At 58.8% G+C, this 14,796-nt stretch carries 13 protein-coding genes; 6 read left to right on the forward strand and 7 right to left on the reverse strand.

The features are described from left to right. The first annotated feature begins 48 nt into the window (after positions 1-48). Positions 49-477: a hypothetical protein gene (locus ACVWXW_RS11010; RefSeq protein WP_457403846.1), complete on the forward strand. Its 429-nt coding sequence runs from the start codon at positions 49-51 to the stop codon at positions 475-477. Between the two features lie 388 nt (positions 478-865). Next, positions 866-2,284 (forward strand): SPOR domain-containing protein, encoded by a 1,419-nt coding sequence (locus ACVWXW_RS11015; protein WP_457403847.1) that lies wholly within the window; start codon positions 866-868, stop codon positions 2,282-2,284. 313 nt (positions 2,285-2,597) lie between these two features. Here the strand turns inward: ACVWXW_RS11015 and ACVWXW_RS11020 are convergent, their stop codons facing one another. The 3 genes from ACVWXW_RS11020 to ACVWXW_RS11030 all read right to left on the reverse strand — a co-directional run bounded on the left by ACVWXW_RS11020 (position 2,598) and on the right by ACVWXW_RS11030 (position 5,644). Then, positions 2,598-3,404 (reverse strand): DsbA family protein, encoded by an 807-nt coding sequence (locus tag ACVWXW_RS11020; protein WP_457403848.1) that lies wholly within the window; start codon positions 3,402-3,404, stop codon positions 2,598-2,600. 91 nt (positions 3,405-3,495) lie between these two features. Next, positions 3,496-4,023, reverse strand: a complete 528-nt coding sequence (locus tag ACVWXW_RS11025) for an RNA recognition motif domain-containing protein (protein ID WP_011432462.1) — start codon at positions 4,021-4,023, stop codon at positions 3,496-3,498. Between the two features lie 253 nt (positions 4,024-4,276). Continuing rightward, positions 4,277-5,644, reverse strand: coding sequence for a glutamate-5-semialdehyde dehydrogenase (locus ACVWXW_RS11030; protein WP_457403849.1), 1,368 nt, complete (start codon positions 5,642-5,644; stop codon positions 4,277-4,279). Positions 5,645-5,975: 331 nt separating this feature from the next. Here ACVWXW_RS11030 and ctpC point away from each other — a divergent pair, with 331 nt between their 5' ends. Next, positions 5,976-7,271: a carboxyl-terminal processing protease CtpC gene (gene ctpC, locus ACVWXW_RS11035; RefSeq protein ID WP_011432460.1), complete on the forward strand. Its 1,296-nt coding sequence runs from the start codon at positions 5,976-5,978 to the stop codon at positions 7,269-7,271. Between the two features lie 177 nt (positions 7,272-7,448). Beyond that, entirely contained in the window at positions 7,449-8,393 is a 945-nt protein-coding gene (gene argF / locus ACVWXW_RS11040; RefSeq protein WP_457403850.1) for an ornithine carbamoyltransferase, read from the forward strand. Between the two features lie 270 nt (positions 8,394-8,663). Here argF and ACVWXW_RS11045 read toward each other — a convergent pair whose 3' ends face one another. Together ACVWXW_RS11045 and ACVWXW_RS11050 are read right to left on the reverse strand one after the other, a co-directional pair. Next, on the reverse strand, positions 8,664-9,089 hold the full coding sequence (locus ACVWXW_RS11045) for an ExbD/TolR family protein (protein ID WP_011432458.1): 426 nt from the start codon (positions 9,087-9,089) through the stop codon (positions 8,664-8,666). Between the two features lie 3 nt (positions 9,090-9,092). Next, the gene (locus ACVWXW_RS11050; protein ID WP_049749560.1) at positions 9,093-9,809 is read right to left on the reverse strand and encodes a MotA/TolQ/ExbB proton channel family protein; all 717 of its coding nucleotides are present in this window, start codon (positions 9,807-9,809) and stop codon (positions 9,093-9,095) included. A 198-nt stretch (positions 9,810-10,007) separates the two neighbouring features. Here ACVWXW_RS11050 and ACVWXW_RS11055 point away from each other — a divergent pair, with 198 nt between their 5' ends. Continuing rightward, positions 10,008-11,861 (forward strand): S8 family serine peptidase, encoded by a 1,854-nt coding sequence (locus ACVWXW_RS11055; protein ID WP_457403851.1) that lies wholly within the window; start codon positions 10,008-10,010, stop codon positions 11,859-11,861. Then, complete coding sequence (locus ACVWXW_RS11060) at positions 11,861-12,082, forward strand: hypothetical protein (protein WP_414342539.1); 222 nt, start codon at positions 11,861-11,863, stop codon at positions 12,080-12,082. Before ACVWXW_RS11055 ends, ACVWXW_RS11060 begins: the two co-directional genes overlap by 1 nt. A 457-nt stretch (positions 12,083-12,539) precedes the next feature. On the opposite strand, the gene ACVWXW_RS11065 is transcribed toward ACVWXW_RS11060, so the two are convergent. Together ACVWXW_RS11065 and ACVWXW_RS11070 are read right to left on the reverse strand one after the other, a co-directional pair. Next, entirely contained in the window at positions 12,540-13,925 is a 1,386-nt protein-coding gene (locus ACVWXW_RS11065) for an FGGY-family carbohydrate kinase (protein WP_457403853.1), read from the reverse strand. 95 nt (positions 13,926-14,020) lie between these two features. After that, the gene (locus tag ACVWXW_RS11070) at positions 14,021-14,506 is read right to left on the reverse strand and encodes a 2Fe-2S iron-sulfur cluster-binding protein (RefSeq protein ID WP_011432453.1); all 486 of its coding nucleotides are present in this window, start codon (positions 14,504-14,506) and stop codon (positions 14,021-14,023) included. Positions 14,507-14,796: the final 290 nt, after the last annotated feature.

Raw genomic sequence — 14,796 nt, forward strand, 5'->3', positions numbered from 1 at the left:
CCTTTTGACGTTAGCTCAAAACGCTCCTCTGAATCTTTCCTGCCGCCGATGTATTCTCTGCTGCTTACCTATGGTCTTAACCCGCTGACAGGCTTAAAGCTGTTGGTCAAGTCCTCTGAGCAGACCTCTCTGTGGACACTGGCCCAGCAGCTTTGGGGCCGCCCCGGATCTCGGCGACGCAGGCCGCGCCTACAAATCTCGTTAGGCCGCTTGGTGCCAGAGCAAGCCGAGCACTTGTCCAAGTTGGAAGTGCTGCTGCGTCTGCGGTTTTTCATTGCCCTCGAAGCGGAAACTCCAGAGAGTGCTGCCCACCACTGTCGCGAACGGTTCTTGCTTCCTTCCGGCCAGGGATCCGCCATTCAGCTTGCCCGCTACACCGAGGGCTCGCAGCAGTACAAGACGGAGATCATCCGCTTTGCCCTGGGGGGATCCCGCACCCTTGTGGCGAGGACTCCATCCCGCCGCCGTCGCCTCTGAAACAAACTCCCCGACAAGCCATAGCGATAGAGCATGACTCTAGTCAATAATAAGCTCAACTATACTGAAAATAATGTATAATATGTTCAGTACGGATTACTACCAGTTGATCTTTCTGTTTACTTTCGAGTCTGCCAACATGGTAGCCAAAGCAAAGCAGAAAATTGGTAGTAAGACGACACGGAAACTGCGCTTTGGGTATTCTACTCAAAGCTTTGCGGGATACCGCCATTCTGGTTGGAAACAAACAGAATGCCATCGCTGCATAGTTGAACAGTGATGTTCAGCAGTGTTCAGCGTAAATGTATCAGTCTTGCCAGCCTATCTATACTGGAGATGCACTAGATCTGTGTTTCTCCCGTGAACCCAACTGGGCTGCATCTTTGCGGTGGCAGTGCGGAGCATTCTATCGGTGGTGGGCGGCATCTGCAAGCCCATCCCTGGCACAGCCTTGCCCAAACTTCGGCTTACGCTAGCTTTGAGTTGTCCTTCCCGCAAGGGGGTGAACTGCGAGCTCTGGCACTGTGGGGGATCCCCGCAGGCCCAGGCAAAGACTCCATCCCGGATGCAGAGGTTTGAGTTGCCGCCAATCCCGCCAGAGGAGATGGATCCCATGTGCAACGCCCGTAAGGACTACGGCTGGCCAAAGTGCTCCGCACTCCTGTTGCCAGCGCAACCGGCCCTCTTTGCCGGATCCCTGGCGGCCTTTGCCCTTGTGCTCCACGCCGTTAATGGGAACGTCCTGCCGGCTGCTTTGGCCCTGACCCGTTACCAAGTGCATGTACTGGCGGATGGGGCGGCGGAGTTGGCTCAGGTGCGCACCCAGGTGCCGGATGCCTATTTTGTGCAAGGGGATGGGCAGGTTTTCATTCTGGCGGGGACGTTCATCAACCGTAGCCATGCTCAACGCCGTCAGGCCGACTTGGAACGGCTGGGGTTATCGGTGCGGGTGGTGAGCCGCCAAGAAACGGATCCCCCTCTGCCCCCTGCTTTTCCTGCCCAAGCAGCACCCAGCCGCCCTGCTGCCAGCTCAAAAGCCTCTGTGCCGCCGACGCCAACCGCTCCGCCCTTGGATCCCCAGCGTCCCTTTGCCACCCACGTGCCCAACCCCACCGGTGATCCCCGTTTGGAAGAACGGGTGCGCCGCTTCTTTCCAGGAGCCACTGTGGTGCAGTACCGCGGCCAGGTTGCTTTGCAAACGGGAACCTTCTCCCGCCTGTCGTTGGCCCAGGATCAAGCCCGCTGGCTAACCGCTCAGGGGTTACCGGCAGTGGCGGTGTCGCTGGTAGGAGAAAATGCGGGCCAGGATCCCATCTCCAACCCAGCACAAGGAGAGCGCCATTGGGTGTTGGTGGCCGATCCCACCGGGGAGAAATGGCCTGCGCTAAAACAACTCCTAGAGGGATCCCTGCCCTTGATCTACGATGACCTGCGGGTGGTGCGCACAGGTGGGTTTGCCGACCCTGCTGCTGCCGCCGAGCAGGTGCGTTACTTGGCCGGCCAAGGCTATGAAGCGGGGATCTTCCCCGCCGATCTGCGCCGCTCTCAGCCTCTTTTGCAAGCGGATCCCGTCTCCTCCTCGCCTGCCCAGGCTGTTCCTCCTGGGGAAGAAGGTGGCAGCGGATTTTGGGTGGTGGTGCCGGCTGGGGAAGAGGCCCTACCCAAGCTGCAACAGTTTGCCCCTGATGCCTTCCTGCGGGGCTCAGTGATTCAGGTGGGCACCTACCGGCAACGGGCCAACGCCGAACAGGCGCGGCGTTCTCTGGCCGAAGCAGGGTTCGATGCCCGCATCCTGCCCGTGGAGTAGCCAAGAGCCACTTCCGCCATAAACGCTCTCCTCCTTCCCTGCCGTTGGGGATCCCCATTCGGCCCAAATGGCGACTTGGGTGAGTTTCTGCTTTTGACATACTCCCCACCCTACTGGCTTGTCAAAGCCTACAGCCCGCTTGGGCGAATAGAGCGGTTGACTACCCTGCCACTGCCCTGAGCCTACCGTAAAGCCCTCCTCAAGGACGGAGCGTTTGGGCAACTGGGCGAGGCTGGTAAGAAGGATAGGCCAGCCGTTGCACCACCTGTTTGCAATACACCACCTGTTTCAATAGCAGTGCGGAGCATTTTTCCTAGAGGGCTTGCTTAGCCTGCTGCAGCGTCTGCTCAAACACCTCCAGCGGCTGCGCACCGGAGAAGGCAATGCCGTTCAAGATGAAATGGGGAGTGCCGCCGATGCCCAGTTGAGAGGCCAAGTCAATATCTCGCTGAATGGCGCGTTCTGCCGCCCGACTGCGCCGATCCCGATTGAATTTTTCTATATTCAGGCCCAGCTTCTCAGCAGTGGCCACATAAAACCCATCCCCAAGCTGGGATTGGTTGGCAAACAGCTCGTCGTGAAACTCCCAGAACTTACCTTGACGTTGGGCGGCCCAAGCAGCCCGGGCAGCCGACATCGCTTCTGGGTGGATGCTGGTCAGGGGCAGGTGCTTGTACACCAAGGTCACCTCATCTCCATGGTCGGCCATGAACTGCTTGAGGGTGCTGTGGGCGCGGGCGCAGAAGGGGCATTGAAAATCGGAGAACTCCACCAACACTAACCGCAGAGCGTCGGATCCCAGTCGAGGGGAATCTCCGATGACGGCGCGTGGGTTCTCCCGCAGTTGACGGCCAAATTCTTCCGCCAGCCGCTGCTGTTGTTGCTGCTGCTCCTGGTACTGTCGCTGCTGGTATTCCTGTACGGCCTCCAGAATCACCTGGGGGTTCTTTCGAATGATCTGCAGCACCTGCTCTTCCAAATCTGCCGGGGCAGCCGCCGCCGCTGGTAGGAAAACCGGAGCTCCACTTCCCACTCCCAGCAGAACCGTCAGCCCGAACAAAAGTCCAGCCCGGGCCAAGCTCCGCCCCCAAGCGCGAAAAATCCTCACCAGCCTATGCATCCCAACCCCCCTCTCAAACATGCCTAGAGCCGTCGCAACTCACCCAGCCTACCGTCAGATCCCAACAGTGTCTATCACTCGTTCGGGGGGGTTAGGAATTGGTGACCTGCAGAAGCTGCTCCTTGATCCGCTGCAACTGGCTGGCCCAGCGGGGATCCGGCTCAGAGGCTGCCTCACTTTCGGCGACGACGGTGGAGCGCCCACCCTTATTGCCGCGCTGGCGTTGCTTTTTGCTGGGGGCAGGGTTTTCTGCCGACTCTTTAGAGCCCTTGGCCTCAGAATCTCTGGACGCTCTGGAATCTTTGGAACCTCTGGACTCTTTGGATGAAGGCTCAGAGGTCGCTGTTTTGGATTCGCCTTCTTCCCCTCGGTCGCGCGGCTGGGCGAGCTCAATGCGCAAGTTGACATCCCCAAAGCTGTGGCCGTTGAACTTTTCGATGTACTGCTGCGCCTGCTCTTCGGTGTTTACCGTTACAAAGCCGAAGCCGCGGCATTTGCCTGTCTTCCGATCCCGGATCACCTTGGTGGAAATGACCTCACCGGCAGAGCGAAAGAGCTTCTCCAGTGCCTGACGATCCACCTCTTCCGGCAGATTTCCAACATACAGACGCACAGGCATGATCCAGCGAAGCTCCTAATCGAAATAACAAAAGGCCAAAATGCAAAGCGCTACATCTAGGGCGCTCAAGCCCATAACATCAAACCCGGAACCCGGTAGTCCATCGTCACACCATAGCGCGCCGCAAAGCGCAACCCTTGGCAATCACGAAGCTATTTTTTAATTTACCTCAACCTGGAGCCGCGAAGACGAGGAGAACGGTTTTTGTGAACGACTGCTTTGTACAGCCGGTTTGTACAGCCGGCTTTTGCAGCTAAGCTAAGCCGGTGTTGTTCAGGCGATCCCGATGTTGAAAAGGTCGGGCCTGGGGGCCTGTGTAGTCGGCTACAAGATGTCCTTGCCCTCGCAGTTGGTAGCGGTAGGTCACCAAGCCTTCTAAGCCCACCGGGCCGCGCGGCGGCAGTTTTTGGGTGCTGATGCCCACTTCTGCCCCAAAGCCGTAGCGAAACCCGTCGGCAAAGCGGGTGGAAGCGTTGTGAAAGACCCCCGCTGCATCTACTTCATCCAAAAATCGCCGGGCAGCAGCGGCATCCTCGGTTACAATCGCTTCGGTATGGCGGGATCCGTACTGCTGGATGTGGGCAATGGCCTCGTCAAGGGAGCCCACCACTTTAATAGAGAGGATCAAATCGGCATACTCGGTGCTCCAGTCGTCCTCGGTGGCCGGGATCAGATCCGGCACCAGCTCGCGGCAGAGGGGATCCCCCCGCAATTCCACCCCCCTCTCCCGCAGGGCCTTGACCGCCGGAGGTAAAAAGTGGGGGGCTATGGCCTTGTGGACCAACAGAGTCTCGATGGCATTGCAGGCGGCGGGGTACTGGGTTTTGCTGTCCACCGTCAGCTTGATTGCCATGTCCACGTTCGCTGCCCGATCCACGTACAGGTGACACAGGCCATCGGCATGGCCCAATACCGGGATGCGGGTATTCTCCAGGATGTAGCGGACAAAGCTGCTGGAGCCGCGGGGGATGATCAGGTCTACCAGCCCCTCCAGTTGCAGTAGGGCCTTGACCTCGGCGCGGCTGGTGAGCAACTGCAGGGATCCCTGGGGAAACTCCGGGATCTGTTGCAGGCCCGCCTGAATGGCCGCCATCAACGCCTGATAGGAGAGCAGAGCTTCCGATCCCCCTTTAAGCAAGACGCTATTGCCGGTTTTCACCGCCAGGGCAGCAATTTGCACCAGAGCATCGGGCCGCGACTCGAAGATCACCCCCAGCACCCCCAAAGGGTAGGTGCGCCGTTCCAAGATCAGCCCCTCGTCCAGTTCCCGGATCAGCAAAGCTCGGCCCACCGGATCCCCCAGCCGGATCACCTGCCGCACTCCGGCCACCATGTCGGCCAGTTTGTGGGCGTCCAGCTTCAGGCGAGCATAGGCAGATGCCGACAACTCCCCGGCTTTCACCATCTCCGCCGCCCGCTCCAAATCCGCCCGGTTGGCGGCCAAGATAGGCTCTTGGTGCTCCACCAAGGCAGTGGCCATGGCCTCTAGAGCGGCATTCTTAATAGCCGTGGGCAAGGTGGCCGTGTGTTGGGCAGCAGCGCGGGCCAACTGCACTTGGGACAGCAGCGGGCGCTCTGAAGCAGAGGCAAGCGAGCTGGGGCAATCGGTGGCAAGGGACATAGAGTCAGAAAGGGGGCAAAGTGCCCATTTGGAAGAAAAGGGTTGCGATGATAGGTTGTAACAAAGTTGTGTTGAACTGTGATCCTAGAAGCACCCCCGGCAGGGATCCCTATGCTAGGTTGGGCACAGTCGGTTGGGGTTATCTGTAGCCTACCAAAATCCGGATCCCACTTGCTGCGGCAGGGGAGCCCTTCATCGCTCTCGATGCTTCTAAGCTGAAGTTCGCATAGGGGAAGACCCTTGCTCGAAACCCAGTTCCCTGACAATTAGAGATCCACCTCTGGAGATCCACCTCGTCAACCTTGACTTTTAGCGCCTTCCAGGAGAGCCAATGAGAAAGCGTGGGTTTGTGGTCAGTGCAACGGCTGCAGTGATGACAGCGGTATCGCTGGTCGGCGTGCAGCTATCCATGCCGGGCTGGGCAGGGTTTCGCCGGGATCCCAAGGAAGTGGTGGACGAGGTTTGGCAAATTGTTAACCGGGAATACGTGGATCCGTCTTTTAATTCCCTGGATTGGGAAGCGGTGCGGCGGGATCTGCTCAGCCGAGAGTATGCCACCCGAGAAGATGCCTACGCGGCCATCCGGGAAGCCCTGAAGAAACTGAACGATCCCTACACCCGCTTTCTGGATCCGGATCAGTTTGCCAGCATGCAAATCGATACATCCGGCGAGCTGACCGGGGTGGGGATCACGCTGGGCATGGATCAAGAGACGAACGAGCTGGTGGTGATCTCCCCCATTGAAGGGTCTCCTGCCGACCGGGCTGGGATCAAATCCAAAGACGTGATCGTGCGCATCGACGACAAGTCCACCGAAGGCATGGACACCAACGCTGCAGTCAACCTCATTCGGGGCGAGCCGGGTACGCGGGTGCGGCTGACCATTCGCCGCGAGGGGGAAGGGCTAAAGGTGTTCGATTTGGTGCGGGAAAGAATTGAGCTGGCCACCGTGCGCTACGAGGTTCACGAGGAAAACGGCCTGCCCATTGGCTATATCCGGATTACCCAGTTTTCCGGCAACGCCGCCGAGAAGATGCGCCAAGCCATTCGCGAGCTGGAAAAACAAGGGGTAGCCGCCTACGTTCTGGATTTGCGCGCCAACCCAGGGGGCCTGCTCTACTCCAGCGCCGAGATTGCCCGCATGTGGATTAACCGGGGCAGCATTGTCTCGACGGTGAACCGCCAAGGGGAGCAGGATCGCCTGACGGCCAACAACACGGCCCTTACCGATAAACCTTTGGCCGTTTTGGTGGATGGTGGCTCGGCCAGCGCCAGCGAGATTCTGTCGGGGGCTCTGCAGGATAACCGGCGCGCCGTGATCGTCGGCACGCAAACTTTCGGCAAGGGCCTGGTGCAGTCGGTGCATCCCCTGTCCGATGGATCTGGGCTGGCGGTAACCATTGCCCGCTATCGCACTCCCAACGGTAACGACATCGACCACAAGGGCATTACCCCCGACATTTTGGTGGAATTGTCCGAGGAAGATCTGAAGCGGCTCAGCCAGAACCGAGAGCTGGTGGCCACCCCAGCCGACCCACAGTACGCTGCTGCCATCCAGGCTCTGCAGGCTCAGATCTCTGCCCGTCGGCAACAGGCCCAGGAGGTCATTCGTTCCTCTTCACGTTAGCCGGTGTTGGGGGCGGTTTTGATGGGTCTCAGATCTGGCACTCCTGAGACTGGGGTTAAGCCGAGGCCCAAGCTATTTAAGACTATTAAGACTCTTCTCATTCGAGTTATTCGAGGAGTGTTGACCAGCGCTGGGCTGGGGATGCTTTTATTGTTTCTGTAGGTGGCGCGTAGCACAATGGCGGGGTCGAAGATCGCGGGATCCATAAACTTGGCCGGACGGGATCTGCTCAAGCTCAGCGACCTAACCCCGGCGGAGCTGTCGGCCCTGCTAGCCCAGGCGGCTGAGTTAAAGCGGGATCCCTATCGGGTGGAGCTGCGGGGTCGGGTGTTGGGGCTGTTGTTTCAGAAGGCTTCTACCCGCACCCGCGCCAGTTTTACGGCAGCCATGGCCCAGTGCGGGGGCAGCACCCTGGATCTGGTGCCGACAGTGATGCAGGTGAGCCGCGGCGAACCCCTGCAGGATACGGCCCGCGTCCTCTCCCGCTACCTGGATGTGATCGCCATTCGCACCTACGACCAGAAGGAGCTGGAAACCTTTGCCGAGTATGCCGATGTTCCGGTGATCAACGCCCTCACCGATCAGTTTCACCCCTGTCAGGTGTTGGCCGATCTGCTCACCATTCAGGAGAACTTTGGCCAACTGGCGGGACTGACCCTGGCCTATTGCGGCGATGGCAACAACGTTGCCCACTCCCTGCTGCTGGGCTGTGCCATGAGCGGGATCCACATCCGCGTCGCCACCCCCCCCGGTTACGAACCGAATGCGGCAGTGGTGGAGCAAGCCTGCGCCCTGGCCCAGGGATCCCAGGTGTTGGTGCTGCAGGATCCCCAGGAAGCCGTCTCTGGAGCTCAGGTGGTCTATACCGACGTGTGGGCCAGCATGGGTCAAGAAGCTGAGGCCGAGGCCCGCAAGGCCACCTTTCTGCCCTACCAGGTCAATGCCGAGCTGATGCAACAGGCAGATCCGCAAGCCATTGTGCTGCACTGCCTGCCGGCCCACCGGGAAGAGGAAATCACCACTGAAGTACTGGAGGGATCCCAGTCCCGCGTGTGGGATCAGGCGGAAAATCGCCTACATGTGCAAAAGGCACTCCTGATTCAGGTGCTGGGCGCAGGATGACCCCTCACCCCCAGGCTAGAGAGCGGGTTAGCAAATGAGCTTACCGGAAAACTGGGTCTATGGTCATTTCGATTTAAACCAGGACACTGCACCCACACCCCAAACGTTGGTCGCGTCGGCGTTGCAGAGCAATAGCGTTGCGGAGCGATAATGCAGAGGGCCAGAAGGTTTTTCAAGGACTCCGTCCCGCTGGCGCGACCAGTAGCCTAGGCGTCTCACCCTAACCTGAAATGACTATATTTGACAAAACTGGCCCAAATCCTAAGCTGGCTACCGATTACTGCTGGGGCGGCGGGCGGCAATTGCCAGGCTGACATTGGGCACCCGCTGCAGAGTATCCATCACCTCCACCACCTTGCCGTGGGAGAGGGCCAAATCAGCGTTGATCACCACCAAGCGCCGCCCTTCAGCCGGCTTCTCGGCCAGGATGCGTTCCACTGCCGGGATCAGGGCAGAAATATCGGCAATTTTCTCCTGATTGACGGCAATCTGTCCTTCCGCCGTCAGGCTCACCGTTACATCCGGCTGCAGACGAACTTCAGCTGTAGTGGCATCCGGCAGGTTGACATCCAGAGCCTCGGAGCGGGTGAGCACCAGGCTGGCAATCACGAAAAACACCAGGATCGAGAAGATGACATCGATCAGGGGCACGATGTTGATCTCGCCAGCTCGGAAGTTCTCTTCGGGGATGCGCATAGGTTAGGAGGGCTCAAGCGAGGAGTAGGGGGGAAGGGTGGAGCTGCCACTGGGGCTAGATTGGGTGTAGGAATACTGGGAAAGCTGTTGAGCCTGCATCTCTTGCCGCTGCCGATGCAGCAGCTCCAGCATGCCGCCGTACTCTTGGATTTTAGAGAGTTGCCGCAGGTACAAAGAGCGGAAGACGTTGGAAATCAACAGGGTGGGAATAGCCACAATCAGTCCAAAGGCCGTCGAGTACAAGGCTTCGGCGATCCCCCGACCTACCCCCTGGGTATCGGTGCCGCCGATATCCCCCAGTTGAATGGAGCTGAGGATCTGGATGATGCCGGTGACGGTGCCCAACAAGCCCAAGAAGGGGGCAACGGTGATTACGGTGTCGAAGACAGTGTTGAAGCGCTTCAGCAGAGGCACCTCTGCCGCCAAGGCGGTTTCCAGGGCCAACTTAAAATCTTCCGGGCTGGCCTCGTTCAGCTCCAACCCGGCCAAAAAGATGCGGGCAATCGGCAGATCGGCATTTTGCTCCAGCAAATACTGGGCAGCGCGCGGGTTGCGGCGGTACTGGCTCAGGGCTTGCTGCACCACCTCCTCCTGCCGATGGGTGATCTTCCACCAAAACAGCACCCGCTCAATGCAACAGGCCACCGAGAAGACCGAGAACGTCAACAGGGGGATGGAGTAATACCAACCCTGGATCATGAGCTGCAAGACTCTATCCATCGATCCTGATTCCCCCCTCCAAGCGGCAATTTACGCTCATCTTGTCATAGCACTTTCTCGGCAGGGCTGGGATCCCTTCTTGCGCGGCGAAGATTGCACCTTTTGGCAATTTTGCCCCCATGCCGGATCTCATCTCGTCAATTGTCAATCCAGAGGGCATACTGGTTGCAACAATTTTGGATCCCGAGGGCGTGAATTATGAAATTCAGACGCTGGTTGGGTCTTTGCTGCGCCGGCTTGATGGCCTTGCTGTTGACGGCTTGCGGCAAGGGATCCGCCCCCTACGACAGCATCGTGGTCAATTTTGTAAACACGGCCACCCCCAGTCAGATTGCTGCTATCGCTAAAGAGTATCACTTGACGCTCCGCCCCAGCAGCGACAGCGCTTTTGCCCGCCAGGAAGCGATCTATCTGTTTGACGTGGATGCCGACCACCTGGGATCCACGCGGCGGCTGGTTAAGCGGCTCACCAACGAAGCATTGATCGAGTATGCTCACCCCAACTATCAATTCCAGGCGGCTTTCGTGCCCAACGACCGCCTCTATCCCCAGCAATGGAACCTCAGGGCCATCCGCATGCCGGAAGCCTGGGACATCTCCCAAGGGGAAGGGGTGACGGTAGCCGTGGTGGACACGGGAGTAACACGAGTGCCGGATCTAGCCCAAACCCAATTTGTGAAGGGCTACGACTTTGTGGATGACGATGAGGATCCGGAAGACCTCAACGGCCACGGCACCCATGTGGCGGGAACCATCGCCCAATCCACCAACAATGTCTTGGGTGTAGCCGGCATTGCCTTCAAGGCCAAGATCATGCCGGTACGGGTGTTGGATGCCAATGGCTTTGGATCCCTGTCGGATGTGGTGGAAGGGATCCGCTATGCTGCCGACCACGGGGCTACGATCATCAACCTCAGCCTGGGTAGCCGCGCTTCTGCCCAACTGATGGAGGAGGCGGTGGCCTATGCCCACAGTAAGGGGGTGACGGTGATCGCAGCCGCTGGCAACGAAAACTCCAACCAGGTGAGCTACCCGGCCCGCTACCCGCATGTGATCGCTGTCTCGGCCACGGGGCCCAACGGGGAGAAAGCCCCCTACTCCAACTATGGGGTGGGGGTGGACATCTCTGCTCCCGGCGGAGCCAAAACGCCTGATCACCCCGAGTACGGCATTCTGCAGCAAACCATCAATCGTCGTAACCCCAACGAGCCGGTCTTTGCCTACTTCCAAGGCACCAGCATGGCCACTCCCCACGTAGCCGGTGTGGCAGCTCTGATCCAGGCTCAGGGCATCAAAGACCCGGACAAGGTGGAGGAAGTGCTGAAAATGTCGGCTACCCCAGTGCCCGGCGACAAACAGAACTTCTACGGGGCTGGTCGTTTGGATGCGGCCAAGGCGCTGGCCAGGGCCACAGGACAACAGGAGGAAAACCCCTTGGTGCTCTGGTTGAAGGACTTCCTGCAGTACCTGAACAACAATGGCTACCTCAACCCACGCTTCTGGTTCGATGGTGGCCCGATTGCTCTGGTGCCGAAGCTGCTGATGGTGGTGGGCGGCTACATTATCCTGGTGCTGATCCGCTGGTGGCTGGCTCCCAAGCGGCTGCTGCAGACGGTGCCTTTGCTGGCTGGGATGCTTTTGGGCAGTGCCGGTCTTTTCCCCTTGCAGGGGTTGGCGATTGTCGGTGGCCCCCGTTGGCCCTTCCAATTGGCGGGTAGCTCCCTGCCGGAGTTGGGCACCGCCTTTGCCCAGACCAATGCCTTGAACCCCCTATTTGCCAGCGTGTTGATCCCAGGCCTGTTGATGTTGCTGCTCCTGGGCCATCGGCGCTGGCGCTGGGCGGTGATTGGCTTGTGCATTGGCATGGCCTCGCATCTGCTCTTGTCCGGATCCCTGTTTTATGAGGGGGTGCTATGGCTTGGATCCTCTGCTTGGTTGGGTCGCTCCTTCTTGCTCTTCAATGGCTTGCTCTGCCTGGGCCTGGCCTACTTGGGAGCGCAAGCGGCTACGGAATCTCAATCCACGGCAACCGGGCTGGCGCTGAGGCAGTGATGCAAGAGTACAGCGGTACCATCCAGTTCCTGGATATCGAAGGGGGAGTGTGGGTGCTGACGCTGCCTTCCGGCGAGCACTATGCCCTTTTCCGTGCCCCCAAAGAGCTCTTGCAAGAGGGACTAGAGGTCACCATCCAGGGACAGATCAGAGAAGACATGGTGACGGTGGCTCAGGTAGGGCCGGTTTTAGAAGTCAAGAGCTTCCAGCGGCAGCCCTAGCTTGGCTTGCGGCTCCGGCCATACCAATCGGGGATCCCCAAGCGGGGATCCCTGCTTTTCGATGTCAGAATGCTTTTACAGTCGCTTCAAACAAGATTGAGACACCTCGCTGCCGACCCTCACCCCTAGCTTCTCTTTAGTTAGGAGAGAAGGAAAGTTAGGAAGCAATGCAACGAAAATATTTCATTTCCGTTTAAAAAGAATCTCGTTTCCACGGCTGAGCATTCACGAAGCTCAAAAAACGTAGGTAGGCAGCTGTATCCCGTGACCGCTTAATACTTACATAGTCATAAGTCTGTAGCCTGAACAACTGGGAAACCATCATCGCTGTTTTAGAGGGGAAACCTACTGGCGAAAGCGGGACGGGATCCTTTGCGGCAAGGGCTGTTGTGGAACCAGTAACAAGAATCCTCACCCTACCGCTACGGGGAAGCAAGCCAGTAGAGCAGGGAACATGTCAAAGCAGGTTGCTCAGGCGGCTGTGAAAGACCGAGTAGATCTCTGCGTAAGACTTCACCCACTCTGGATCCGGTTGAACATAGCGTTCTACCTGTACCAATCGATCGGCAGCCTGTTGGACAGAGCAGCACCAATAGGCAGAAGCGGCCAAGATGGCTGCCCCCACAGCCGGCTCCGGGTGTTTCACCACAGCCAAGGGACGAGCAAGGATGCTGGCGCGTAGGCGCAACCAGAGAGGGCTTTTGCTGCCTCCACCGGTGGTGAAAATCGGGCTCTGCTCTGGCACTGGGATCCCTTGAGCGGCCAACGTTTCCAGCCCCAGCCGCTCCACCATCGCTACCCCCTCCAACAAAGCAGCGTAAAAACGGGGGGATCCCTCTTCTGCCTCCGGCAAGAACCCGGCAAACTGGGGATCGACAATGGGAAAACGCTCTCCCGGCTGACAAAGGGGATAGCTGACCAGCCCGGTGGGCAGATAAGCCTGAGCTTGCTGATCCAGCATTTGCAGGTTGCCGTCGGGGAAGTAATGAGGCAAAACTCCGCCTCCACAAAAAGAGGCGGCCCCCGGCCACCAAACCATTCGTTCGTGACAGCGGTGCGGAGCACTGTCCGGGTGCAAATGGGAATAGATGCTTGGGGTTTGTATGGGATCCGGACTGTTGGCCTTAAAAATAAGGGTTGTGCCCAAGCTGGTGGAAACCTGCCCCAAGCGAATAGCCCCTGCCGCCAGTTGCCCGGCACAGCCATCGGTGATCCCTGCCGCGATCAGCACTTCCGGCCCCAACCCCCAGTCTGCTCGCACCGTTCCTAAAACCGTTCCCGGCGGTACCACCTCGGGGAAATGCTTGGGGTTTAGGCCCTGCCGCGCCAACCACTCCTGAGGCCAGGTGTAGGCCTCCAGGTCGAAACCGCTCTTGAGGGCATGGGTGTGATCGGTCACCTGCCTGCGCCCCCCCAGTTGGCTCAGCAAAAAGTCCGCCGGATGGGCCAAGTAGCTGTCTCGATACTGATCAGGATAGGCTTCCGCCCACCACAGCCAACGGCTGAGACCCCAACTGGCAGGGATCCCCAATTGCTTGGCCTGAGCCTGGCCCCGCGGGTCGGAATACAGCCACGCCTGTTCCAACGGCATGCCTCGACCATCCACCGGCAGAATGGTGCCGGAAGTGCTGCAAGCACTCAGAGCTGCAATGGAATACTGCTCCCCCAGTTGCGCGGTCAGTTGTCCCAAAAGGGCTTTCAGGGTTCGCAACCAGCGGCCCGGATTGGTCTCTGGGGGATCCCACTGGCGCTCGCTTTTGGCCACCACCTCCCCCTGCTCTGAGAGGGCCACCACCCGCATCCCAGAAGTGCCCAGATCGATCCCAAGAAACACAGGGGGCATAGGAATACTCACCTGAGAATGCTTTGTTTATATACGGGGTGGCCAAGTGGCCTCAAAAAGGGGCCCAAACTGGCTCAAAAGATGGGATCAAAATCTCAAAACTCCTGGCTGCTCCGAGCCAGTGCTTCTTGGATATCCAGATCCAGCCCTCTCACCGATTCCAGCACCGAGCGGGTGATCAGCTTGCCCTCCTGCACCAAAACCGCGCCGGTTACAGGGTGCAAAAGTGGCTGCTCCGCTCGCCGACCGATCAACGCCTCGATATCCTGAAAAGCATGGATGTACATCCCGGCAGGCAATTCCACCACCACCCCTTCCCCCAGCACCCGCGCTTGGCAGGCCAAGCGAGAGTTAGGCTTGCAGGTGGTGATCACCTCCAGGGTGCGCTGCTCCCGCTTGCTCATCGGGGATAAAGACTCCATCCCCTCCTTAACGTACACATGACAGGTGGCGCAGAGGCCGCGCCCACCGCACTCTTTCAACACATTCAGCTCTTCTTGCAGCAGCACCGAGAGCAAATTGCTGTTGGTGGCGATTTCAGACACTTGGGCAATGGGATCCAACCGCACACGCTTGACCATAGTCCGCACTTTTTGGGCTACTGGATGCTAAAAAAGCTAGCATCTTTCACCAATGCAGATTGCCGGAACAGGGCAGTTCTACCTAAGCATGCAGGAAAATCCCCCATGCGCCATTCAGGTCTCGGTGCATACGAATGCCCTCTGAGCCTTCTCGGCACTCCAACTATAGGTCTTGCTGGTGTAGGCTTCAGAAACTTGACCAAAAGGCGCGGCAAGCCCCGTCCTTCAGGGCGGGGAAGGATAGCGCCGACCGTAGCCGACGCCCTTTAAAAACGCAGTGTCGGCCATGT

This window comes from Thermostichus sp. MS-CIW-30 (genome assembly GCF_054058015.1).